Source organism: Dietzia sp. NPDC055877 (assembly GCF_053615975.1).
Genome location: NZ_JBSHCV010000011.1, coordinates 1 through 22,053, shown reverse-complemented (window position 1 = coordinate 22,053; position 22,053 = coordinate 1). Strand labels below are relative to the sequence as shown.

21 protein-coding genes are annotated in these 22,053 nt (G+C 70.6%); 19 read left to right on the top strand and 2 right to left on the bottom strand.

What is annotated here, in order from left to right; translation table 11 throughout:
- Window positions 1-4 precede the first annotated feature (4 nt).
- Together ACWGLC_RS12115 and ACWGLC_RS12110 are read left to right on the top strand one after the other, a co-directional pair.
- A complete protein-coding gene (locus tag ACWGLC_RS12115) occupies window positions 5-865 on the top strand; it encodes a TrmH family RNA methyltransferase (protein WP_452100142.1) in 861 nt (286 codons plus the stop codon).
- Entirely contained in the window at window positions 862-2,523 is a 1,662-nt protein-coding gene (locus ACWGLC_RS12110; protein ID WP_452100141.1) for an ABC-F family ATP-binding cassette domain-containing protein, read from the top strand. The genes ACWGLC_RS12115 and ACWGLC_RS12110 overlap by 4 nt, the downstream gene beginning before the upstream one ends.
- Window positions 2,524-2,565: 42 nt before the next feature.
- On the opposite strand, the gene ACWGLC_RS12105 is transcribed toward ACWGLC_RS12110, so the two are convergent.
- Both ACWGLC_RS12105 and ACWGLC_RS12100 read right to left on the bottom strand, forming a co-directional pair.
- The gene (locus ACWGLC_RS12105; RefSeq protein WP_452100140.1) at window positions 2,566-3,432 is read right to left on the bottom strand and encodes an alpha/beta-hydrolase family protein; all 867 of its coding nucleotides are present in this window, start codon (window positions 3,430-3,432) and stop codon (window positions 2,566-2,568) included.
- A complete protein-coding gene (locus ACWGLC_RS12100) occupies window positions 3,426-4,118 on the bottom strand; it encodes a hypothetical protein (protein ID WP_452100139.1) in 693 nt (230 codons plus the stop codon). The genes ACWGLC_RS12105 and ACWGLC_RS12100 overlap by 7 nt, the downstream gene beginning before the upstream one ends.
- Window positions 4,119-4,268: 150 nt before the next feature.
- On the opposite strand from ACWGLC_RS12100, the gene ACWGLC_RS12095 reads away from it, so the two are divergent.
- The 17 genes from ACWGLC_RS12095 to tyrS all read left to right on the top strand — a co-directional run bounded on the left by ACWGLC_RS12095 (window position 4,269) and on the right by tyrS (window position 21,804).
- Entirely contained in the window at window positions 4,269-5,573 is a 1,305-nt protein-coding gene (locus ACWGLC_RS12095) for a sensor histidine kinase (protein WP_452100138.1), read from the top strand.
- Window positions 5,574-5,578: 5 nt separating this feature from the next.
- Window positions 5,579-6,232, top strand: a complete 654-nt coding sequence (locus tag ACWGLC_RS12090; protein ID WP_452100137.1) for a response regulator — start codon at window positions 5,579-5,581, stop codon at window positions 6,230-6,232.
- A 51-nt stretch (window positions 6,233-6,283) separates the two neighbouring features.
- The gene (gene pheS / locus ACWGLC_RS12085; RefSeq protein WP_452100136.1) at window positions 6,284-7,390 is read left to right on the top strand and encodes a phenylalanine--tRNA ligase subunit alpha; all 1,107 of its coding nucleotides are present in this window, start codon (window positions 6,284-6,286) and stop codon (window positions 7,388-7,390) included.
- Window positions 7,391-7,496: 106 nt separating this feature from the next.
- Window positions 7,497-9,986 carry a phenylalanine--tRNA ligase subunit beta gene (pheT, locus tag ACWGLC_RS12080; protein ID WP_452100135.1) on the top strand — a complete coding sequence of 830 codons (2,490 nt, stop codon included), beginning with the start codon at window positions 7,497-7,499 and terminating at the stop codon, window positions 9,984-9,986.
- Entirely contained in the window at window positions 9,979-10,803 is an 825-nt protein-coding gene (thiD, locus tag ACWGLC_RS12075; protein WP_452100134.1) for a bifunctional hydroxymethylpyrimidine kinase/phosphomethylpyrimidine kinase, read from the top strand. Before pheT ends, thiD begins: the two co-directional genes overlap by 8 nt.
- Window positions 10,804-10,916: 113 nt before the next feature.
- Complete coding sequence (locus tag ACWGLC_RS12070; protein ID WP_452100133.1) at window positions 10,917-11,690, top strand: DUF2786 domain-containing protein; 774 nt, start codon at window positions 10,917-10,919, stop codon at window positions 11,688-11,690.
- 99 nt (window positions 11,691-11,789) lie between these two features.
- On the top strand, window positions 11,790-12,827 hold the full coding sequence (argC, locus tag ACWGLC_RS12065; RefSeq protein ID WP_452100132.1) for an N-acetyl-gamma-glutamyl-phosphate reductase: 1,038 nt from the start codon (window positions 11,790-11,792) through the stop codon (window positions 12,825-12,827).
- Entirely contained in the window at window positions 12,824-13,300 is a 477-nt protein-coding gene (locus ACWGLC_RS12060) for a hypothetical protein (protein WP_452100131.1), read from the top strand. The genes argC and ACWGLC_RS12060 overlap by 4 nt, the downstream gene beginning before the upstream one ends.
- A gap of 1 nt (window position 13,301) precedes the next feature.
- On the top strand, window positions 13,302-14,237 hold the full coding sequence (argB, locus tag ACWGLC_RS12055; RefSeq protein ID WP_452100130.1) for an acetylglutamate kinase: 936 nt from the start codon (window positions 13,302-13,304) through the stop codon (window positions 14,235-14,237).
- Window positions 14,234-15,448, top strand: coding sequence for an acetylornithine transaminase (locus ACWGLC_RS12050; protein ID WP_452100129.1), 1,215 nt, complete (start codon window positions 14,234-14,236; stop codon window positions 15,446-15,448). Before argB ends, ACWGLC_RS12050 begins: the two co-directional genes overlap by 4 nt.
- A complete protein-coding gene (argF, locus tag ACWGLC_RS12045) occupies window positions 15,445-16,419 on the top strand; it encodes an ornithine carbamoyltransferase (protein WP_452100128.1) in 975 nt (324 codons plus the stop codon). Before ACWGLC_RS12050 ends, argF begins: the two co-directional genes overlap by 4 nt.
- Window positions 16,416-16,913, top strand: a complete 498-nt coding sequence (locus ACWGLC_RS12040; RefSeq protein WP_230931350.1) for an arginine repressor — start codon at window positions 16,416-16,418, stop codon at window positions 16,911-16,913. Before argF ends, ACWGLC_RS12040 begins: the two co-directional genes overlap by 4 nt.
- A 52-nt stretch (window positions 16,914-16,965) precedes the next feature.
- A complete protein-coding gene (locus ACWGLC_RS12035) occupies window positions 16,966-18,165 on the top strand; it encodes an argininosuccinate synthase (protein WP_230931351.1) in 1,200 nt (399 codons plus the stop codon).
- A complete protein-coding gene (argH, locus tag ACWGLC_RS12030) occupies window positions 18,162-19,601 on the top strand; it encodes an argininosuccinate lyase (RefSeq protein WP_452100127.1) in 1,440 nt (479 codons plus the stop codon). The genes ACWGLC_RS12035 and argH overlap by 4 nt, the downstream gene beginning before the upstream one ends.
- A 5-nt stretch (window positions 19,602-19,606) precedes the next feature.
- Entirely contained in the window at window positions 19,607-19,837 is a 231-nt protein-coding gene (locus ACWGLC_RS12025; protein ID WP_230931353.1) for a Trm112 family protein, read from the top strand.
- Window positions 19,834-20,514 (top strand): DNA-3-methyladenine glycosylase, encoded by a 681-nt coding sequence (locus ACWGLC_RS12020; protein WP_452100126.1) that lies wholly within the window; start codon window positions 19,834-19,836, stop codon window positions 20,512-20,514. Before ACWGLC_RS12025 ends, ACWGLC_RS12020 begins: the two co-directional genes overlap by 4 nt.
- Window positions 20,515-20,532: 18 nt before the next feature.
- Window positions 20,533-21,804 carry a tyrosine--tRNA ligase gene (gene tyrS, locus ACWGLC_RS12015; protein ID WP_452100125.1) on the top strand — a complete coding sequence of 424 codons (1,272 nt, stop codon included), beginning with the start codon at window positions 20,533-20,535 and terminating at the stop codon, window positions 21,802-21,804.
- Window positions 21,805-22,053: the final 249 nt, after the last annotated feature.

Genomic DNA, 22,053 nt, shown 5'->3' with positions numbered 1-22,053 from the left:
CCAATTGACGCATCACACCTCGCCCGAGCAGGGCACGCAGCGACGACCCGCGGATCCGTTCACCGAACGGACCCCGCGGGTCGTTTCTGCGTCGAAGCTCCACCGGGCGGCATCCAGACGTAAGGCCGGCCGCTTCCTCGCGGAGGGCGCGAACTCGGTCGAGGCGGCCCTGGCGACCGACCGTGCGCTGGAGGTCTTCTGCGACGAGGACGCTGCCGATCGGTTCTCCGCCCTCATCGACACTGCCCGCGGACGCGGCGTTCGGGTCTCCATGGTGACCGCGCGGGCGATGCGGTCCCTCGCGGATACCGTGACGCCGTCCGGGATCGTCGCGCTGTGTCGGACCCTCGTTGTCGAATCCGGGCACGATCCGGCCGACACCGCCGGGTCGCACCCGGCACGGCTCGTGGCGATCGGGCAGGCCCTGGCCGAACCCGGCAACGTCGGCACCCTCATCCGCGTCTCGGATGCGCTCGGCGCCGACGCGGTATGGCTCACCGAGGGCTCGGTGGATCCCGAGAACCCCAAGGCGGTCCGCGCGTCCGCGGGGAGTCTTTTCCATCTACCGGTCGTGCGGGGCATCGCCGAGTCGGGGCTGGTTGCGCGCGCCCACGCCAGTGGGTTACAGATCGCCGTGGCGACCGCCGACGGCGAGGTGGACATCGAGCACGCCGACGAGATCCTGTCGCGCCCGACCGCCTGGGTCTTCGGCAATGAGGCGCACGGGGTGCCCGCTGCGCTGGCCGCGGCCGCCGACGTGCGGGTCCGCATTCCGATCCGCGGGCGAGCGGAGAGCCTGAACATCGTCACCGCCGCCTCGATCTGTCTCCACACCAGCGCCCGTCTGCAGGGCGCCGGGTTGTGACGGCCACGTTGACGGCACGTGGGGTCGGGGCCACCCGCGGTGCACGAACACTCTTCGACGGGCTCGATCTCGTCGTCGCCGCCGGTGACGTCTGGGGACTGACCGGCCCCAACGGTGCCGGTAAATCCACGCTGCTCCACGCGCTCGCCGGTGCTCCCGATGCGGAGATGTCCGGTCGGATCACCGTGAGCCCACCGGAGGCGACCGTCGGAGTGTTGCGCCAGGAGGTGGAGAGCGACGACGACGAGCTCGTCCGTTCACTCCTGCACCGGGTGACCGGTGTGGCGCGAGCCCAGACGCTCATGGACGGTTTGGCCGAGCAGATGGCGGAGTCGGACGCGGCCGCCGAGGCCTACGGGGATGCCCTCGAGCGATGGCTGGCCCTCGGAGGCGGCGACCTGGACGATCGGATCCCGGTTGTGGCCGCACGACTCGGGCTCGACGAGCAGGTTCTGGGCCTTCCGGTCGCGGCGCTGTCCGGTGGGCAGGCGGCCCGGGTCAACCTCGCGGCGGTACTGCTCAGTCAGTACGACATCCTGCTGTTGGACGAGCCGACCAACGACCTCGACCTGGCGGGGCTCGACGTGCTCGAGGAGTTTATGCGATCCGAGCGGCGGCCGATGGTCGTGGTCAGTCATGACCGTGAGTTCCTCGCCCGCTGCGTCACGGGGATTGTCGAGCTCGATGCGGCGCAGCGACAGATCACCGTGTTCGACGGCGGATACGAGTCCTACCTTGCCGAACGGGTCCTGTCGCGTCAGCGCGCCCGCGAGGCGTATGAGGAGTACGCGGGGCGGGTTGATCAGCTCGCCAGCCGCATCCAGACGCAGAAGACGTGGCTGGACAAGGGCGTGCGAAACACGATGCGCAAGTCCGGCGGTAGAGACGCTGAGCGCGACAAACACATCCGCAACCGGGCCGGGCAGCGCTCGGAGAAGCAGGCGGCCAAGATCGCGCAGTCCGAGCGGGCCATGGAGCGGCTCGAGGTGGTGGCCGAGCCCCGCAAGGAGTGGGAGCTGCGGATGGAGATCGCGTCGGCGCCGCGTTCCGGCTCGGTGGTGGCCGTGCTCGACGAGGCGCTCGCCCGACAGGGCGACTTCGTGCTGGGCCCGGTGACGCTGCAGATCGATGCCGGCGACCGGGTCCTCATCAGCGGCGCCAACGGGTCCGGCAAGTCGACACTGCTCTCGCTCCTCCTGGGCGATCGCACGCCGGGGTCCGGGCGGGTCACCCTCGGTTCCTCCGTCGAGGCGGGGCGGGTTGATCAGGCGCGCGCCGCGTTCGCCGGTCCGGATGAGCTCCTCGACGTCTTCTGCGCCGCTGCTGACCCGGACGGGGCCGACCCCACCGAGGCCCGGACGCTGCTCGCCAAGTTCGGTCTCGGCGGCGAGCACGTGTCGCGACTGTGCGATTCACTCTCACCGGGTGAGCGGACCCGCGCGGCGCTGGCTCTCCTGCAGCACCGCGGCGTGAACCTGCTGGTGCTGGACGAACCCACCAACCACCTAGATCTCCCCGCCATCGAGCAGCTCGAGGAGGCGGTCGAGAACTTCGACGGCACCGTCCTGCTGGTGACGCATGACCGGCGTATGCGTGATGCCTTCCGGTCGACTCGTGAGCTCCTGGTGGACGCGGGCACCGTCCGCGAGCAACGCTGACCCGGCGGCGGGTGGATGCTCGTGAGCTGAGACAGCCGCCGGTCAGAGGCCGGGCGAGACACACCCGGAGGGCGGGAGGACCGGCCGGTAGCGGTGCCGGACCCCCGGGGCCGCGGAGTCGGACCCCGGAAGTGCGGAGAGCACACGGAGAGCCCGCACCGGGTTGCGGAGGAGGTCCCGACCGAGCTCGGCGACCGGGTCGTCGGGATTGACCTCGCTGACCGTGCAGCGGGCCAACGGTTCGGATCCGGCCGGAGTTGCCGCGGAGGGCGCTGCTGCCGCAGACGGTGCCGCTGATGCCGTGGCCATCGCAGCCGACCCGGGACGGCCCTGCCAGAGTGCGACGTCGACGAGCCCGGCGACCGCGGGGTCACGCAGCGCCGCCACTCCGGCTTGCGCCCCCAGGCTCACCCCGTGGACCACCAGTTTCGGACGGTCGTCGTGGGGGAGTGCACGGAGCCGCGACGTGATCTCGGCGAGGATCGCGTGCGCGGAGTCGGCCGCCAACTCCGGCCGGAGCGAGTACACGGCCGCCGAGGGCGCGGACGAGTAACGCATCGCCACCGTCGCCACGTCGCCCCCGGACCAGTCCTCGATCGCCGTCACCTGCGCCGGGTCCACCCAACCCGATCCGGTGGGGATGGTCACCAGCAGGACGGACCGGTCGAATCCGCCGGCGCCGACGAGGGCGTCGGTGGTCAGCCGCGCCGCGTGGTCCGGGTCGAGACCGGGGTGGTCGCCGTATACGCGGATGGCCGACGACGCGGCCCGGTCGTTCAGGACGAGTCGCGGATCAGCTGCCAACGGCCCCGAGTCGAGTGCCCACCACAGGGCGGAGCCCAGCGCGCCGACGATCGCGTACACGATCACGGCGTCGAGCGTGACCCGCGCGACGACCCGGGTCACCACGGCAGCGTTTCCTCGACGGGCGCACCGTGCCTCTGGCGCACGGTGTTGAGCTGGACGGCCGCGTGGGCGATGTCGGCCATCACCGTGCACGCCGTGCGCCCCTCGCACGAGTCGTGCAGCTGCCGCGCGAGGAGGGCGTCGAGGTCGGACCGGAGCCCGGGTGGGATCGGGACCTGGTGTCGGTGCGCCACGCGCAGAAGGTCGTAGCCCAGGTCGTGGACGCGGCAGGCGGGTTCGAACGACCGCGGGAGCGGCACCGGGGACGAGCAGTCGCCTGTGCGCTTGGCGGCCGACGCCTGCTCCACCACCGGTTCGTAGCCGAGGTCGACAACCACGGCGGGGACCACCATGTCGGCGCCCGGGGTGCCGTCCGCGATCTTCCGCGCGGCGGCCAGGGCGGCGATCGCCGTGTCGCTGTCGGCGTCGGCGTCGGTGCCGTGCGGGCGGGTGAGGTCGGTGTGCGCGGCGTGGCCCGCGGCCGCGGGCGCCGGTGCGGCCTCGGCGACGGTACCGGCGAAGAGCCCGATGACGACGACAACGCCCGCCACCGCCGCACCTACACCGACAACGGCGCGGGACCCCGGTCCGCGGGACCGGCTCGCGGTGCCCGAGCGGTGGTCACCGGCCGGCCGGTTCGAGGTGCGCGGGACGGCGGGCGGGTTCGGGTGCTTCGGAGGTGGGGTCATGAGGGCGAAACTAGGAACACCGGCCCGCCGGGCGGATCCCCCCCGGAGGTGATCTCGAGGTCACTCTCCGGGGGTAGCCCGCTCGGGGGACGGCGAGGTCACTCCGCAGGGGGATGCCCGGGTACGGAGGTCACGCATACCGTCATGGCCATGCGATCAGAAGACGACAGGCCCGCCGCCGAACCCGACAACGCGGGGCCCCGCACAGTGGAGGCCCACGCCCGGGGTCGCCGTGCCGGCCTCGTCGGCGTGCTGCGACCTTACGCCTGGGACCTCGCCCTCGTCGTGCTCGCGCTCGTCTTCTTCGCGGTGGCCTGGCCCACCTACTTCATCACCCACTCGGCGTGGACGGTGCTCGTGCCGATCATCGCCGCGCTGGGGGCCCTCCCGGTGGCGGCGGCGCGCCGTGCGCCGTTCCTCGCCTGGGGTGCGGTCGCCGTTGCGTGTGCGGTGTCGGTGCCGCTGCGGGCCGAGTCGACATTTGCCCTGGGCTGGCCGGTAGTGTTCCATCTCGCGCTGGCCGTGTGTCTGGCCGCGGTGATCCTCGTCGAACGACCGGTGCGGGTCGCGGTCGCGGTCGGGGTGACCATCCTGCTCATGGCGCTCAATCCCGGCGCGGAGGTGTCCGTGGGCTGGATGATCGGGGCCGCGGTCTTCTCGGCGGTGGTACTCCTCGTGCGGTGGTTGGCGGTATCGCGCCGCCAGCTGGAGAACTCGAACCTGCGCCTGGCACGAGAGTCCGAGCGGACCCTCCGGCAGTCCGAACTGCGCTTGCTGGCCGAGGAACGCAACCACCTCGCGCGGGATCTGCACGATGTGGTGGCCCACCAGATGTCCATGATCGTGGTCCAGTCCCAGTCGGCGCCGTACCGACTCCAGGGCGTCACGCCGGCCGTCCACGCCGAGTTCGACTCGATCGCCGAGACGGCCCGCGCGGCGCTCGACGAGGTGCGGGGCCTTCTGGGGGTGCTGCGCACAGACGCGGAGAACCCGATGGTGGAACCCGTCGGGGTCGAGCAGATCGAGCCCACCCTCCGCGCCGCACGCCGCTCGGGCGTCGACATCACCTGGCAGCTCGGCGGGCAGATGGACACGATTGACGAGACCGCCGGCGTGGTCCTGCACCGCGTGCTCCAGGAGAGTCTGGCCAATGCCGCCCGCCATGCGCCGGGCGGGCTCGTCGTCGTCTCCCTCGCGGTCTCCACGGTCGACGCGGACGGGGCGCCACCCGCGGTGACCCTCGAGGTGGACAGCGGCCCGGCGGCGCCGGGCGCCCTCGTCGCGCCCGGTGAGGGCGGCGGGTCCGGGATCGCGGGGATGTCCGCCCGGGTCCGGGCCGTCGGCGGGGCGTTCGCGGCCCTCCCGGCTTCCGACGGTGGCTTCACCGTCACCGCGACGGTTCCGCTCAGGGACGGGACGGGGCCCGGGACGCGGACCCGGTCGCGTCTAGGCTGATCCGTATGACCATCTCCGTGCTGATCGCCGACGACCAGGCGATGGTGCGACAGGGTTTCGCCGCGCTGCTCGGGTCGCAGCCGGACATCAGGGTCACCGGCGACGCGGCGGACGGCGCCGAGGCGGTCGGGAAAGTGGAGGCGCTCCGCCCCGACGTGGTGTTCATGGACGTCCGCATGCCGGAGATGGACGGGCTCGAGGCCGCGCGGCGCATACTCGGTTCCGGGATCGACCCGGCCCCGCGGATCATCATGCTCACCACCTTCGATCTCGACGACTACGTGTACGAGGCGCTGCGGATCGGATGCTCCGGATTCCTGCTCAAGGACGCGCCCGCCGAGGAGCTGTTCCGGGCCGTCCGGGTCGCCGTCACCGGTGAGGCGCTGCTGGCGCCGACCGTCACCCGCCGGCTGATCGAGGACGTGGTGACCCGGGGCCGCCGCCCGCGCCGCGAGCCGGCGGAACTCACCTCCCTCACGCCGCGGGAACGCGAGACCGTCGAGCAGATCGCCACCGGGCGGTCCAATGCCGAGATCGCCGGGGTGCTGTTCATCTCGGAGGAGACCGTCAAGACCCACGTACGGCGGGTCCTGCAGAAACTGCGGCTGCGGGACCGCGCTCAGGTGGTCGTGTACGCCTACGAGAACGGGGTGGTCTGAGCAGGACACGGGGCAGGGGGCGCAAACGCTAATCGACTAGGCTGTCCGGCGATGCACCCGGCGGTCGCCGGAGCTGACCGGGACGGGGAGGACGCAGCACAGGTGAGCGAAGACAGAGGCGCGGCCGAGGTCGGGATCGACGAGGAGTCCCTGGCGGGATACGCCACGGACGCGGAGGGCGCGTTCGCCACGGCCGCGGACCTCGACGCACTGGCCGCGGCCAAGACGGCCCACCTGGGCGACCGGAGTCCCATCGCACTGGGTCGGCGGACACTCGGCTCGCTCCCGAAGGAGCAGAAGGCCTCCGCGGGCAAGGCCGTCAACGTGGCGCGCGGCCGTGTCCAGAAGGCGTACGAGGCGCGGCTCGGGCAGCTGCAGGCCGAGCGCGACGCGGCGGTCCTGGTGGCTGAGACACTCGACCTGACGGTGCCGTCTGGTCGATCGCCGGTCGGGGCCCAGCATCCCATCACGATCATCACCGAGCAGGTGGCGGACGTGTTCGTCGGGATGGGCTGGGAGATCGCCGAAGGGCCGGAGATCGAGGCCGAGCACTACAACTTCGACGCGCTCAACTTCCTCCCCGACCACCCCGCGCGCACGCTCCAGGACACCTTCCACGTGGCACCCGAGGGCAGTCGGCAGGTGCTGCGGACCCACACCTCGCCGGTGCAGATCCGGACCATGCTCGATCGCGAGCCGCCGATCTACGTCGCCTGCCCGGGCCGGACCTTCCGCACCGACGAGCTCGACGCCACCCACACCCCGGTCTTCCATCAGGTCGAGGGGCTGGCCATCGACAAGGGACTGACGATGGCGCACCTGCGCGGCGCGCTGGACGCCTTCGCACGCGCGCTCTTCGGGCCGGAGACCCGCACCCGTATGCGGCCCAACTACTTCCCGTTCACCGAGCCCTCCGCCGAGGTCGACGTCTGGTTCCCTAACAAGAAGGGCGGCGCCGGCTGGGTCGAGTGGGGCGGTTGTGGAATGGTGCATCCCAATGTGCTGATCGCCTGCGGCATCGACCCCGAGGTGTACTCCGGCTTCGCGTTCGGGATGGGCCTCGAGCGCACGCTGCAGTTCCGCAACGGGCTGTCCGATATGCGCGACATGGTCGAGGGCGACGTGCGGTTCTCGCTGCCCTTCGGCATCCGGTACTGATCGGCGTACCGGCCCGGGCGGCGGCCGCCGCCGGGGCCCGGGCCGATGCCCCGCCCGCCCGATCCCAGAGCTCACCCGACCACCGAGAACTACGAAGGACCCCACAGTGCTAATTGCGCAGTCCTGGCTGACCGAGATCCTGCAGCGGGCCAACGACGGCTGGTCGGTGTCGCCGGCCGAACTCGACGCCGGGTTCGTGCGCGTCGGCCTCGAGGTGGAGGGGGAGCCGCAGACGCTCCCGGAGATCACCGGCCCGCTCACCGTCGGCCGGGTCAGCAGCATCGAGGAACTCGAGGGCTTCAAGAAGCCGATCCGCTTCTGCCTCGTCGACGTCGGCGGCGACGAGCCGCAGCAGATCGTGTGCGGCGCGCGGAACTTCTCCGAGGGCGACCTCGTGGTGGTGGCACTGCCCGGTACGGTCCTGCCCGGTGGCTTCGAGATCGGCAAGCGCAAGACCTACGGCAGGCCCAGTGAGGGCATGATCTGCTCGGCGTCCGAACTCGGGATCGGGTCGGATCACAGCGGCATCATCGTGCTCGCGCCGGGCACCGCCGAGCCGGGCACCCCGGCCGGGCCGGTCCTCGCCGCCGGTGCCCCCGAGCGGGACACGGTCTTCGAACTCAACGTGACCCCGGACCGCGGCTACTGCCTGTCGGCCCGCGGTCTGGCCCGCGAGCTCGCGTGCGGCTTCGACCTGGACTTCGCGGACCCGGCCACCGAACTCGGGCTGCCGTCGGGGAAGGAGACCTGGCCGCTCGAGGTCAGCGGGGAGTCCGGCGCCCAGCGGTTCGCGCTGCGCCGGGTCACCGGCGTCGACCCGTCGGCCAGGACCCCCTGGTGGCTGGCCCGTCGCCTGCTGATGTCGGGTGTGCGGCCCATCTCCCCGGCCGTCGACGTCACCAACTACGTCATGCTCGAACTCGGCCATCCGATGCACGCCTTCGACGCCGCCACGCTCACGGGCGGGCTCACCGTGCGTCGCGCTCGGGCGGGGGAGACGCTGACCACCCTGGATGGCGCGGAGCGCTCGCTCGACCCGGAGGACGTGGTGATCTGCGACGAAACCGGCCCGGTCTCGCTGGCCGGCGTCATGGGCGGCGCCAGCACAGAGGTCTCGGACACGACCACCGACGTGCTGCTCGAGGCCGCCGTGTGGGACACCCTGGCCGTGTTCCGGACCATCCGCCGACACAAGCTGCCCAGTGAGGCCGGGAAGCGCTACGAGCGAGGGGTGGACGCAGCGGCTTCCGTCGCCGCGCTGGATCGCGCGGCCACGCTGCTCGCCGAGATCACCGGCGGCACCGTCGAGGCGTCGCTCACCGACGTCGGCGCCGCGCCCGTCCCACCCACGATCGCCTTCGACCCGGACCGGCCCTCGCGGGTCGCGGGGCTCGGGTACCCGGTCGGGACCACCCGCCGGCGCCTGGAGCAGATCGGGGCCACGGTGGCCGGCGACGACGCCGTCCTGCTCGAGGTCACCCCACCCACGTGGCGCCCCGATCTGACGATGCCTGCCGACCTGGTCGAGGAGGTCCTGCGACTCGAGGGGCTGGAGGACATCCCGTCCGTGCTGCCCACGGCCCCCGCCGGTCGGGGCCTGACGGCCACCCAGCGCGGCCGCCGGGCCGTGGGGCGGGCCCTCGCCGCGTCCGGGCACGTCGAGGTGCTCACGTCGCCGTTCTGCGATCCGTCCGTGTTCGACGCGATGGGGCTCCGCGACGACGACGAGCGTCGCCACACGATGTCCGTGGTCAATCCCCTGGAGAGCGACAAGGCGCATCTCGCGACGACCCTGTTGCCGTCGATGGTGGAGATCGCCCGGCGCAACCTCACCCGCGGGACCCGCGACCTCGCGCTCTTCTCGATCGCCCAGGTCGCGTTCCACACGCCCGCGACCTCCGGGGTGGACATGCTGCCCGTGGACCGTGAGCCCACCGCGGACGAGCAGAAGCGGCTCGGCGATTCGCTGCCCGCGCAGCCGCTGCACACGGCCGCCCTCTACACCGGTAGACGAGTGCCGGCCGGCCATCTCGATCCGGGCCGCGACGCCGACGCGCTCGACGCGGTCGAGGCGGCCCGGACTGTCGGCGCCGCGCTCGGCGTCGAGGTCGAGGTGAGGTCGGGGGAGTACGCACCCTGGCACCCGGGCCGCTGCGCCGAGATCGTCGTCGACGGCGCGGTGGTCGGCCACGCCGGTGAGTTGCACCCCGCGGCGTGCGAGCGTCTGGAGCTTCCCGCGCGGACATGCGCGATGGAGCTCGACCTGACCGCCATCGGCACGCGCGAGGTCCTGCCCGCGCCGGCGATCTCCTCCTACCCGTCGGTGAATCAGGATGTCGCTCTCGTCGTGGATGAGGTGGTCCCGGCATCCGCGGTGGAGGCGGCCCTCATCTCGGGAGGCGGCGACCTGCTCGAGAGCGTCCGCCTGTTCGACATCTACACCGGCAGCCAGCTCGGTGAGGGCAGGAAGTCGCTCGCGTACGCGCTCACCTTCCGCGCCGACGACCGGACGCTGACGGAGGACGAGGCCAGCGAGTGGCGCACGGCCGCGGTGGACGCGGCAGCACGGGCCGTGGGAGCGAGCCTTCGTGGCTGACGCGGTGCGGGTGCCCCGCATTCTCTGCATCGCCGGCACCGACCCGTCGGGTGGTGCCGGCCTGCTGGCCGACACCAAGTCCGTCACGGCGATGGGCGGCTACGCGATGGGCGTGGTCACCGCCGTCACGGTGCAGAACACCCGCGGCGTGGCCGGCGTCCACGCGGTGCCGGTCGATACGGTGATCGCCCAGCTGGACGCGGTCGCCGATGACGTCCAGATCGACGCCGTCAAGATCGGCATGCTCGGAGAGGCTTCACTCGTCGAAGCGGTCGGGGCGTGGCTTCGTCGTCGTCGCCCTCCTCACATCGTCCTGGACCCCGTCATGGTCGCGACCACCGGCGGGCGTCTCGCGAGCGAGGATGCCGCGTCCATGCTGCGCGACCTCGTACCGCTCGTCGACCTCGTCACCCCGAACGTGCCCGAGCTCGGTGTGCTCTGCGGTACAGACACCGCGACCGACATCGAGGGGATCGTCAGTCAGGCGGAGCTGGTCCACGAGCAGACCGATAGCGCGGTTCTCGCGACGACCGGCGACCTCGAGGACGGCAGCGCCGAGGACGTGATGGTCGAGTCCGAGACGGACCGTCGCACGACACTCCGGTTGCCGTTCGTCCGCGTCGAGACGCCGCACACCCACGGCACCGGATGCTCGCTGTCCTCGGCACTGGCCACCGCGCGTGTCGGTGCGCCCGATTGGGAAGCGGCGTACCGACGGGTCCGGCCATGGATGGACGGGGCCCTGCACGGCGGGTTGTCCCTCGACGTGGGGCAGGGTGCCGGCCCGCTCGACCACACCTGGTTCCTCCACCGCTGATCGGACCGGGGTCATCGACCCGGGCGGCTGTCCGGCGGCGTCGACACAGCCCTGTCGTACGTGTGTGCGAACATCCGTCTCGACATCAATGCTGAGACGATCAGGAGCAGGCCATGACCCACACTCGTTCCGACAACTCCCGCGCGACCGGCCAGAACGGGGGCGGCGCCGCGTCAGCGCTCTCCTCGGAGAAGGCCTTCGACCGGGTCCGCAAGCTGTTCGCCAAGGCCGAGAGCGTGGCCGGGACGCCGGAGGCGGAGGTGCTACTCGAGCGGGCCTACGCGCTGCTCGCGAAGTACGGGGTCGACGAGGCGCTGGCCAGATCCGGTCCGGATCAGGCGGCGGCCGAGGTGGTGGTCCACGAGCACGTGGTGCTCGGAAAGTACCAACCCGACCAGATCGGTCTCGTCGCGTCGCTGGCGGTGGCTATGCACTGCAGGGCGGTGTCATCGAGGCGGGCGGACGGGGGTCGGATCGTGTATATCGTCGGGGTCCGTCGACACGTCGAGCGCGTGTCGATGCTGGCCGGTGCGCTGACCGGGATCATGTTGGCCGGCGCCGCGCGGCAGCGCCCGGCGCCGGGGGTATCAGCGGTGACCCACCGCAAATCGTTCATGACCGGGTTCGCCTTCGAAGTGGGCCGGCGCCTCGCCGCGGCCGAGGCCGAGGCGGTGTCCGAGAGTTCGGATGCGGCAGGGGCTGGGCTGGTCCTGCGTACGGATTCACAGTGCGCCGAGGCGGAGCTGCGTCGCCGTTTCCCCCGCACCGTCAAGAGTTCCAGGCGCCGCGTCGGCACGTCCGGCCTCGATGAGGGGCGTCGCATGGGCGGTTCGGTCGACCTGGGGCAACAGCGTTTCGGCGGTGCGCCACGGCAGATCGGGGCATAACCTGGATGTGCTGGTGATCGGACCGGCTCCCGGTTGAACGCGAGGCTCGCCGACGGACCTTGTGTGCAAAAGATTGCAACGTGATGCATACTCGTGCGTATGGCAATCAAGGTAGCTGTCGCAGGTGCATCGGGTTACGCGGGCGGGGAGTTCCTCAGACTCCTCCTCGCACATCCCTCGTACCTCTCGGATGAGCTGGAGATCGGAGTCCTGGCGGCGGGGTCAAACGCCGGCCAGACGCTGGATCGGCACCATCCGCACCTGCTGCCGTTGGCGGACCGGGTTCTCTCGGAGACCAGCGCCGAGTCGCTGTCCGGTCATGATGTGGTGGTCCTCGGCCTCCCGCATGGCCACTCCGCGGCGATCGCCGAACAGCTCGGGCCGGACGTGCTGGTGATCGATCTCGGGGCGGACTTCCGTCTGACGGACGCCGGTGACTGGGAGGCCTTCTACGGCTCCCCGCACGCGGGTACGTGGCCGTACGGGCTGCCCGAGCTCCCCGGAGCGCGCGAGGCGCTGCGGTCGACCCGGCGGGTCGCGGTCCCGGGCTGTTTTCCGACGGGGGCGACCCTGGCGCTGTTCCCGGCAGTGGCCAAGGGGCTCGTCGATGCGTCGAACATCACCATCGTCTCGGTGACAGGGGCATCCGGCGCGGGCAAGGCGGCCAAGGTGCCCATGCTCGCGTCCGAGGTGATGGGCTCGACCAAGGCGTACGGGGTCGCCACCCACCGTCACACCCCGGAGATCACGCAGAACCTCCGGGCGGTGACCGACGCCGAGGTGTCGGTCAGCTTCACGCCCGTGCTCGCCCCCATGGCGCGCGGCATCCTCACCACGGCGGTCGTGCCCACCACGGCCTCTGCGGACGAGCTGCGTGAGGTCTATGCGGAGGCCTTCGGTGATGAGCCGTTCGTCCACCTCCTACCGGCCGGGGTGCAGCCCATGACCGCCTCGGTGCTCGGCTCCAACGCCGTGCAGCTGGGTATCGAGGTCGACGCGCGCACCGGTCGGGCCGTGTTCACCGCCGCGATCGACAACCTGGCCAAGGGCACCGCCGGCGGTGCCATCCAGTCGATGAACCTCGCGCTCGGGCTGCCCGAGACCGCCGGTCTCAGCACGGTCGGCCTGGCCCCTTGAGCGCGGAGGTCCTGCCCGGGGCGACGTTGGTCGGGCACGATCACGGGCTCGAACTGTGGACGGATCCGGCCCGGAACATCGCCGGGATCTGGCTGGCTCCCTCGGGTGCGACGGCCGCACTCGACGTATCGGGTGGTGGGGCCGACGCGGTCGAGCTGCAGTGGAGCGCGCTCAGCGCCCAGGTGCCGTCGACCCGCGCGGTCGTGCTGCTCGACGGACCCGGATCCGGCGATCCTGGCGCGGACTTCACGTTCGTGCACGGTGTCGCCGAGGGCGTCGCCGGATTCGTGGGCGTCCGCACGGGGGTCGAGGCCGGGCCGGTTGAGGTCCTAGTCTTGCGGCCCGACACCGAACTCGGGCCGTGGCCCGGACCCGCGGCCACCGAGGCCGGCGCCGCGTTCCGCTTCCGCCACCGCGGCGGCGCACAGATCCACCTGACCCTGACCATCCCCATCACCGCCGGAGGCGACTGATATGCCCACATTGATGAACGACGGGTCGACCGAACTGTCGCCGTTCGTCCGCGCGCACGTCCTCGCCGAGGCACTGCCGTGGCTCAAGGAGTTCCACGACAAGATCGTCGTGGTGAAGTACGGCGGTAACGCGATGGTCGACGAGAGGCTCAAGGCCGCGTTCGCCGCCGACATGGTGTTCCTCCGCACCTGTGGCCTCAAGCCGGTCGTGGTGCACGGCGGTGGTCCCCAGATCACCGCGATGCTCGGTCGGCTGGGCATGGAGGGCGAGTTCCGGGGCGGTTTCCGTGTCACGACGCCCGAGGTGATGGATGTCGTGCGAATGGTGTTGTTCGGCCAGGTCGGCCGCGAACTCGTCGGGCTGATCAACGCGCACGGCCCGTACGCGGTGGGGATCTCGGGCGAGGACGCGGGTCTGTTTACCGCGGTCCGTCGGACGGCGATGGTCGACGGGGAGGCCACCGACATCGGACTCGTCGGGGACGTCGCCGCGGTCGATCCCGGGGCGGTCATCGACCTCATCGAGGCCGGACGCATCCCGGTCGTGTCCACGATCGCCCCCGATGCCGACGGCGTCGTCCACAACATCAACGCGGATTCGGCCGCGGGCGCACTCGCCGCGGCACTCGGAGCGGAGAAGCTCGTCGTCCTCACCGACGTCGAGGGCCTGTACACCGACTGGCCGGATCGCTCGTCGCTCGTCACGCACCTGGGCACCACGCCGCTGGAGGCACTGCTGCCGTCGCTGGAGAGCGGCATGGTTCCAAAGATGGAGGCGTGTCTGGCCGCCGTGCGGGGCGGCGTCGGCGCAGCGCACGTCATCGATGGCCGCGTCGAGCACTCGGTGCTGCTCGAGATCCTCACGGAGGGCGGCATCGGAACGATGGTCACCGAGGGTGACCACGAGACACGTTCAGCAGTAGGAGAAGCACAGTGAGCCCGCAGGACACCACTGATCTCACCTCACGGTGGGACACCGCGCTGATGCGCAACTACGGCACCCCTCCGCTCGAACTCGTCTCGGGCCGGGGCGTGACCGTGACCGACGCCGACGGTCGCGAGTACCTCGATCTGCTGGCCGGCATCGCGGTCAATTCCCTGGGGCACGCCCACCCCGCCGTCGTCGAGGCGGTCAGCAGTCAGGTCGCCGAACTGGGGCACGTGTCGAATCTCTATGTCCACCCGGTTGTCGTGGAGTTGGCGGAGCGTCTCGAATCACTTCTCGCGGTGGAGGCGCCGGTACGGGCCTTCTTCTGCAACTCCGGCGCCGAGGCCAACGAGGCGGCGTTCAAGATTGCCCGCCGCACCGGCCGTTCACGGATCCTCGCCGCGGAGAACGGCTTCCACGGTCGGACCATGGGGGCGCTGGCGATGACCGGTCAGCCCGCCAAGCGTGCGCCGTTCGAGCCGATGCCCGCCGGCGTCGAGTACTTCCCCTACGGGGACACCGCGGCGCTCCGGGCGCTCGTCGAGCAGGCCCCGGCGGACACCGCCGCCGTCATCGTCGAACCGGTGCAGGGGGAGGGCGGCGTCGTGGAACCGCCCGAGGGCTTCCTCGCGGACGTGCGGGAACTGTGCACCGAACACGGGATCCTGATGATCGTCGACGAGGTCCAGACCGGGATCGCCCGCACCGGCGCGATGTTCGCGTCCCGCAAGGCCGGGGTGGTTCCGGATGTGATCACCCTGGCGAAGGGGCTCGGCGGCGGGCTGCCCATCGGCGCGTGTCTGGGCATCGGCCGGGCGGGGGAGTTGCTCACCGCCGGGCAGCACGGCACCACCTTCGGTGGTAACCCCGTCGCGTGCGCGGCCGCGGTGGCGGTCCTGAGAACGATCGACACCGACGACCTCGTCGCCCACGTCGACAGGCTCGGCAAGTTACTCGCCGCCGAGATCGAGTGCCTGGATCACCCGCTGGTCGATCATGTCCGGGGCCGCGGACTCCTGCTCGGAGTGGTGCTGACCGCGCCGCGGGCGAAGGAGGTCGAGGAGGCCGCGCGCGCCGCGGGCTACCTCGTGGGCGCCACCGGCACGGACGTCGTCCGGCTGGCCCCGCCGCTCATCCTCACCGAAGACCAGGTCGCGCAGTTCGTGACCGCCCTGCCCCCGATCCTCGACGCCGCGTCGGAGAAGGAGACCTCGTCATGACCGGTACGACCTCGCCGTCGTCCACGACGACAGCCCCGGGAAGCCCGACCCCGCGTCACTTTCTCCGAGACGACGATCTCAGTCCCGCGGAGCAGGCCGAGGTGCTGGAGCTCGGGCTCAGGCTCAAGGCGGAGCCGTTCTCGGCGCGCCCGCTGGAGGGGCCGAAGTCGGTCGCGGTGATCTTCGACAAGACCTCCACGCGGACCCGCTTCTCCTTCGACGCGGGCATCGCACAACTCGGTGGCAATGCGATCGTGGTGGAATCCGGGTCCACCCAGATGGGCAAGGGCGAGACGCTCTCCGATACCGCGATGGTGATGTCCCGCTACGTCGAGGCGATCGTGTGGCGGACGTACTCGCAGGCCGGACTGGCCGAGCTCGCGGCGGATTCGGCCGTGCCTGTCGTCAACGCGCTCACCGACGACTTCCACCCCTGTCAGATCCTCGCCGACCTGCTGACGATCCGGGAGAACTTCGGACGCACCGCGGGCCTGCGGGCGGTCTACCTCGGCGACGGCGCGAACAACATGGGGCACTCGTACCTCGTCGGGTTCGCCACTGCGGGGATGCACATCACCATCGCGGCGCCGGCCGGCTACCAGCCGACCGGACAGGTGGTGGGTGACGCCGAACGGATCGCGGCGGAGACCGGCGGTTCGGTCACCATCACGACCGAGGTCGACACGGCCGTGATCGACGCCGATGTCCTCATCACCGACACCTGGGTGTCGATGGGGATGGAGGACTCGGCCACCGAGCGTCTGCGCGATCTCGCCGACTACCAGCTGGGCCGGGACGCGGTCGACAAGGCCTCCGACGATGTGATCGTCCTGCACTGCCTGCCCGCGTATCGCGAGAAGGAGATCACCGGCGAGGTCATCGACGGTCCCCGCAGCCGGGTGTTCGACGAGGCGGAGAACCGGCTGCACGCACAGAAGGCGCTACTCGTCTGGCTGCTGGAGCGATCGTGACCTCCGTCGGCGCGGTCAGTCGGACGGCTCGTCACGCGCGCATCGCCGAGATCCTCCGGGACCGGCCCGTGCGCAGTCAGACCGAACTGGCCGACGCGTTGGCCGGTGAGGGGATCGCTATCGCGGTGGCCACTCTCAGTCGCGATCTCGATGAGCTCGGCGCGGTCAAGCTCCGCGCTGCCGACGGCGGTGCCGGCCGCTATGTCATCCCGGAGGACGGCAGTCAGGTCCCGGGCATCCCCGGCGGAACGGACCGGGTGGGACGCCTTCTGGGTGAGCTGCTCGTGTCCGCCGACCACAGTGGGAACACGGCGGTCCTGCGCACGCCGCCCGGGGCGGCGAACTTTCTCGCCAGTGCCCTGGACCGTGCGAATCTCGACGACGTGGTCGGCACGATCGCCGGGGATGACACCATATTCGTGATGGCCCGCGAACCCGTGCGCGGAGAAGAGCTGGCGGGCCGCCTCGCAGCGTTGGCCCGGCGCCAACTCTGACGCGGCCCCGGGCCGATAGACAACACCTGAACAACAACCAAGGAGAAACACCATGACCGATCGCGTCGTCCTCGCCTACTCGGGTGGACTGGACACCTCCGTCGCCATCAGCTGGATCGGCAAGGAGACCGGTGCCGAGGTCGTCGCCGTGGCCATCGACCTGGGACAGGGCGGAGAGGACATGGACTCCATCCGCCAGCGCGCCCTCGACTGCGGCGCGGTCGAGTCGATCGTCGTGGATGCCCGCGACGAGTTCGCGAACGACTACTGTGCGCCGACCATCAAGGCCAACGGCCTGTACATGCGCGAGTACCCGCTGGTGTCGGCGATCTCCCGCCCGCTGATTGTCAAGCACCTGGTGACCGCCGCGAAGATGCACGGCGGTACGGCCGTGGCCCACGGCTGCACGGGCAAGGGCAACGACCAGGTGCGCTTCGAGGTGGGCTTCGGCGCGCTCGCTCCCGACCTGGACGTGATCGCCCCCGTCCGCGACTACGCCTGGACCCGTGAGAAGGCCATCGAGTTCGCCGAGGAGAACGCGATCCCGATCAACGTCACCAAGAAGTCGCCGTTCTCGATCGATCAGAACGTGTGGGGCCGCGCGGTCGAGACCGGCTTCCTCGAGGACCTGTGGAACGCGCCGACCAAGGACGTCTACGACTACACCGAGGACCCGACGATCAACTTCGCCGCCCCGGACGAGGTCACCATCACCTTCGAGGCCGGCGTTCCGGTCGCCATCGACGGCCGTAGGGTCTCCGTCCTCGAGGCGATCGAAGAGCTCAACCGTCGCGGCGGCGCCCAGGGCGTCGGTCGACTGGACATGGTCGAGGACCGTCTCGTCGGTATCAAGAGCCGCGAGGTCTACGAGGCCCCGGGCGCGATGGTGCTCATCACCGCGCACAAGGCCCTCGAGGACGTCACCCTCGAGCGGGAGCTGGCCCGCTACAAGTCCGGCGTCTCGGACACCTGGTCCAACGCCGTCTACGACGGTCTCTGGTTCTCGCCGCTGAAGTACGCCCTGGACGCCTTCATCGACAACACCCAGGAACACGTCTCGGGCGATATCCGACTCGTGCTGCACGGTGGCTCGATCACCGTCAACGGCCGCCGCTCCGACAAGTCGCTGTACGACTTCAACCTGGCTACCTACGACGAGGGTGACTCGTTCGACCAGAGCTACGCCAAGGGCTTCGTCAACCTCCATGGCCTGAGCTCCAAGATCGCCGCGAAGCGGGACCTGGGACTGTGAGCGACGAGCAGGGCCGGGACGACCGGCACGGGACCAACACCGGGGCCCTGTGGGGCGGCCGATTCGCCGGCGGCCCCGCCGAGGCGATGGCGGCCCTGAGCAAGTCCACCCACTTCGACTGGGATCTGGCGCCGTACGACATCCGGGCGTCCAAGGCGCACGCCCGGGTGCTGCATCGCGCCGACCTGCTCACGGGTGCCGACCTGGACACGATGCTCGACGGTCTGGATCGACTCGCCGCCGACGTCGACTCCGGGGAGTTCGTGCCCGCCGAGTCCGACGAGGACGTGCACGGCGCCCTGGAGCGAGGCCTGATCGAGCGGGTCGGTCCCGAGGTCGGCGGACGGTTGCGTGCCGGCCGCTCGCGCAATGACCAGGTGGCCACCCTGTTCCGAATGTGGCTGCGGGATGCCGTGCGCGCGGTGGCCGCGGGTGTGCTCGATGTGGTCGACGCACTCGTGGCGCAGGCCGATGCGCACCCGGAGACGGTCATGCCGGGCAAGACCCACTTCCAGGCGGCCCAGCCGGTCCTGCTCTCCCACCAGCTGCTCGCGCACGCCCAGCCGTTGCTGCGCGACCTCGACCGGATCCGTGATCTGGACCGGCGCCTGGCGGTCTCACCGTACGGCTCCGGCGCACTGGCCGGCTCGTCGCTCGGTCTGGACCCGGACGCGATCGCGGCCGAGCTCGGTTTCGACCGCGCCGCCGACAACTCGATCGACGCCACGAGTTCGCGTGACTTCGCGGCCGAGGCCTCCTACGTGCTCGCCCAGATCGCGGTGGATCTCTCGCGTCTGGCGGAGGAGATCATCGCCTGGTCGACGCCCGAGTTCGGCTACGTCACCCTGGCCGACGAGTGGTCCACGGGCAGCTCGATCATGCCCCAGAAGAAGAACCCGGACGTCGCCGAACTGATGCGCGGCAAGACCGGCCGGCTCATCGGCAATCTGACCGGGCTCATGGCGACGCTCAAGGCACAGCCGCTGGCCTACAACCGGGATCTGCAGGAGGACAAGGAGCCGGTCTTCGACTCGGTGGCCCAGCTCGACCTGCTGCTCCCGGCGATGGCCGGTCTGGTCGACACCCTCGAGTTCCACCCCGAACGGCTCGCGGAGCTCGCCCCGGCGGGATACACCCTCGCCACGGACATCGCGGAGTGGATGGTCCGGCAGGGCGTCCCGTTCCGGGTCGCCCACGAGGCGGCGGGGGAGTGCGTGCGCATCGCCGAGGGACGTGGGGTGGGACTGGATGAGCTCGACGACGACGAGCTCGCCGCCGTCGACCCCGCGTTGACGCCCGAGGTTCGCGAGGTGCTGACCGTCACGGGATCGATCGCGTCCCGGAACGCCCGCGGCGGCACCGCCGGTGAGGCTGTCGCGAAGCAGCGCGGGCGGCTAGCCGAGTTCCGTGACGAGCTCGCCGCCTGGGTAGGGTGAACGGCATGTCCGTCCTAGACGAACGACTGCTGTCGATCCTGGCCTGCCCCGAGGACAAGGGCCCGCTCCTGCTCGCTGGTGACGACACGCTGTACAACCAGCGTCTGCGCCGCGCCTACCGGATCGACGACGGCATCCCCGTGCTGCTGGTCGACGAATCCCGGCAGGTCGACGAGGCCGAGCACGCGGAGTTACTCGCCAAGGCGGGCGCCGGAGAGGGCTCGTCCCCGGAGTGAGCAACCCTCACACCGACCACGGGGCCCGGTCCGGCGTCACCGACCCGCTCAGAGAGCTGCTGCGGGAGGCGGCGCCGGACGAGGCCGCGCGGATCGTGCTCGGTGGGACGCTGACACACGGCCCGGTTTCTGTTCGCATTCTCGAGGTCGAGGCCTATGGCGGGCCGGCCGGATCCGCCTACCCCGATGCCGCGGCCCACACCTGGCCCGGCCCGACGCCGCGCAACCAGGTCATGTTCGGCGACGCCGGCCACCTGTACGTCTACCTCAGTCACGGCATCCACCAGTGCGTGAACATCACCTGCCGGCCGCCCGGTGAGGGCGGGGGCGTACTGCTCCGGGCAGCCCGCGTCGAAGAAGGCCACGAGGTCGTCGCGACCCGCCGGCCGGGCATCACGTCCAACAAGCTCGCACGCGGACCCGGCAATCTCGGCCGCACACTCGGGGTCGACCTGTCGTTCCGAGGTCTGGACGTGCTCAACTCGTCGTCGTCGGTCTCCTTCCGTCCCGACCCTCTTCCGGACGAACTGATCCGCTCCGGGCCCCGCGTCGGCGTCTCCCGCGAGGCCGACCGTCACTGGCGGTTCTGGGTCGCCGGCGCCCGGGAGGTCTCCGCCTACCGACGGAGCCCGAGGGCACCCGCGGTCACGCGGCCAGTGCTCGACCCCGGCCGGTGATGGGGGACAATGAACGTCGTGACCAATAACATCCTCGATGACCTGCAGTGGCGTGGCCTGATCGCCCAGTCGACGGACCTCGACACGCTCCGCGCCCATCTGGACGAGAGTATGGTGTCGCTCTATTGCGGTTTCGACCCCACCGGGCCGAGCCTGCACGCCGGTCATCTCATCCCGCTCCTGACGTTGCGCCGCTTCCAGCTCGCCGGGCACCGGCCCATCGTTCTGGCCGGCGGCGCGACCGGCATGATCGGTGACCCGCGTGATGTCGGGGAGCGCATCATGAACACCTCCGACACGGTGGCGGACTGGGCCGAGCGGATCTCCGGCCAGCTCGAGCGCTTCGTCGACCTCACCGAGGGGCCCACGGGGGCGCGCATCGTCAACAACATGCAGTGGACCGGCCACCTCTCGGTGATCGAGTTCCTGCGGGATGTCGGCAAGCACTTCTCGCTGAACACCATGCTCGGTCGGGACACGGTCAAGCGCCGGTTGGATGGCGACGGCATCTCCTACACCGAGTTCTCGTACATGCTGCTGCAGGCCAACGACTTCCTGCAGTTGCGACGTCATCACGAGTGCACGCTCCAGATCGGTGGCTCCGACCAGTGGGGCAACATCGTCGGCGGAGTCGACCTCAACCGTCGTGTCGACGGCAAGGCGGTCCATGCCATGACCGTGCCCCTGGTGACCTCGTCCGACGGCAAGAAGTTCGGCAAGTCGACCGGCGGCGGCAGCCTATGGCTCGACGCCGCCATGACGAGCCCGTACACGTGGTACCAGTACTTCCTCAATACGGCGGATGCCGACGTGGTCCGCTACCTGCGCTGGTTCTCGTTCCTCGGCAGGGAGGAGATCGAGGAACTCGAGGTCCTCACCGCCGAGAAGCCGCATCTGCGCGCTGCCCAGAAGCGGCTGGCAGAGGAGATGACAACGCTCGTTCACGGGGTCGCGGCCACCGAGTCCGTTCAGGCCGCGGCCCAGGCACTGTTCGGGCGCGGCGAACTCGGCCAGCTCGATGAGGCCACTCTGGCGGCGGCGCTCGACGATGCCGGCGTGGCCGAGATCGCCCCGGACGATCCACGGACGATCACGGATCTCCTGGTGGCCGGCGGGCTCTGCTCGAGTAAGGGCGCCGCCCGGCGTGCGGTGGGAGAGGGAGGTGCGTACGTGAACAACGAGCGCATCTCCGATCCCGAGTGGACGCCGTCCACCGACGACCTGCTCCACGGCAGCTGGGTGGTTCTGCGCCGGGGCAAGAAGAGCTTCGCCGGAATCCGCATCCGCTGATTCCTCGCGATTCCGACCACGATCACGCCGGCCATGCCGGCGTGATCGTGTTTTTGGGGCCGTTAACCAGCGGGTTTGCGTTTCAGTTCATGTCTGCGTAACTTAATGGACGTCGCCGAGAGCGAGCCCGGACCGAAAGGAACGGGGTCGCTCAAAGTAGACGTGCTCCAGGAGCAAGCGGAACCCCCGGTTTTGGAACTGGGAGTTGTTGCTGCTAGGCTGGAGAAGTTGCCCGGGAGGGCGGCGGTT

What these genes read in the sequence shown, in the direction of transcription:
- ACWGLC_RS12100 (WP_452100139.1), bottom strand. Translation starts at nt 4,118, where the DNA reads ATGACCCCACCTCCGAAGCACCCGAACCCGCCCGCCGTCCCGCGCACC.
- ACWGLC_RS12095 (WP_452100138.1), top strand. Translation starts at nt 4,269, where the DNA reads ATGCGATCAGAAGACGACAGGCCCGCCGCCGAACCCGACAACGCGGGG.
- ACWGLC_RS12090 (WP_452100137.1), top strand. Translation starts at nt 5,579, where the DNA reads ATGACCATCTCCGTGCTGATCGCCGACGACCAGGCGATGGTGCGACAG.
- pheS (WP_452100136.1), top strand. Translation starts at nt 6,284, where the DNA reads ATGCACCCGGCGGTCGCCGGAGCTGACCGGGACGGGGAGGACGCAGCA.
- ACWGLC_RS12070 (WP_452100133.1), top strand. Translation starts at nt 10,917, where the DNA reads ATGACCCACACTCGTTCCGACAACTCCCGCGCGACCGGCCAGAACGGG.
- argC (WP_452100132.1), top strand. Translation starts at nt 11,790, where the DNA reads ATGGCAATCAAGGTAGCTGTCGCAGGTGCATCGGGTTACGCGGGCGGG.
- argB (WP_452100130.1), top strand. Translation starts at nt 13,302, where the DNA reads ATGCCCACATTGATGAACGACGGGTCGACCGAACTGTCGCCGTTCGTC.
- argF (WP_452100128.1), top strand. Translation starts at nt 15,445, where the DNA reads ATGACCGGTACGACCTCGCCGTCGTCCACGACGACAGCCCCGGGAAGC.
- ACWGLC_RS12035 (WP_230931351.1), top strand. Translation starts at nt 16,966, where the DNA reads ATGACCGATCGCGTCGTCCTCGCCTACTCGGGTGGACTGGACACCTCC.
- ACWGLC_RS12025 (WP_230931353.1), top strand. Translation starts at nt 19,607, where the DNA reads ATGTCCGTCCTAGACGAACGACTGCTGTCGATCCTGGCCTGCCCCGAG.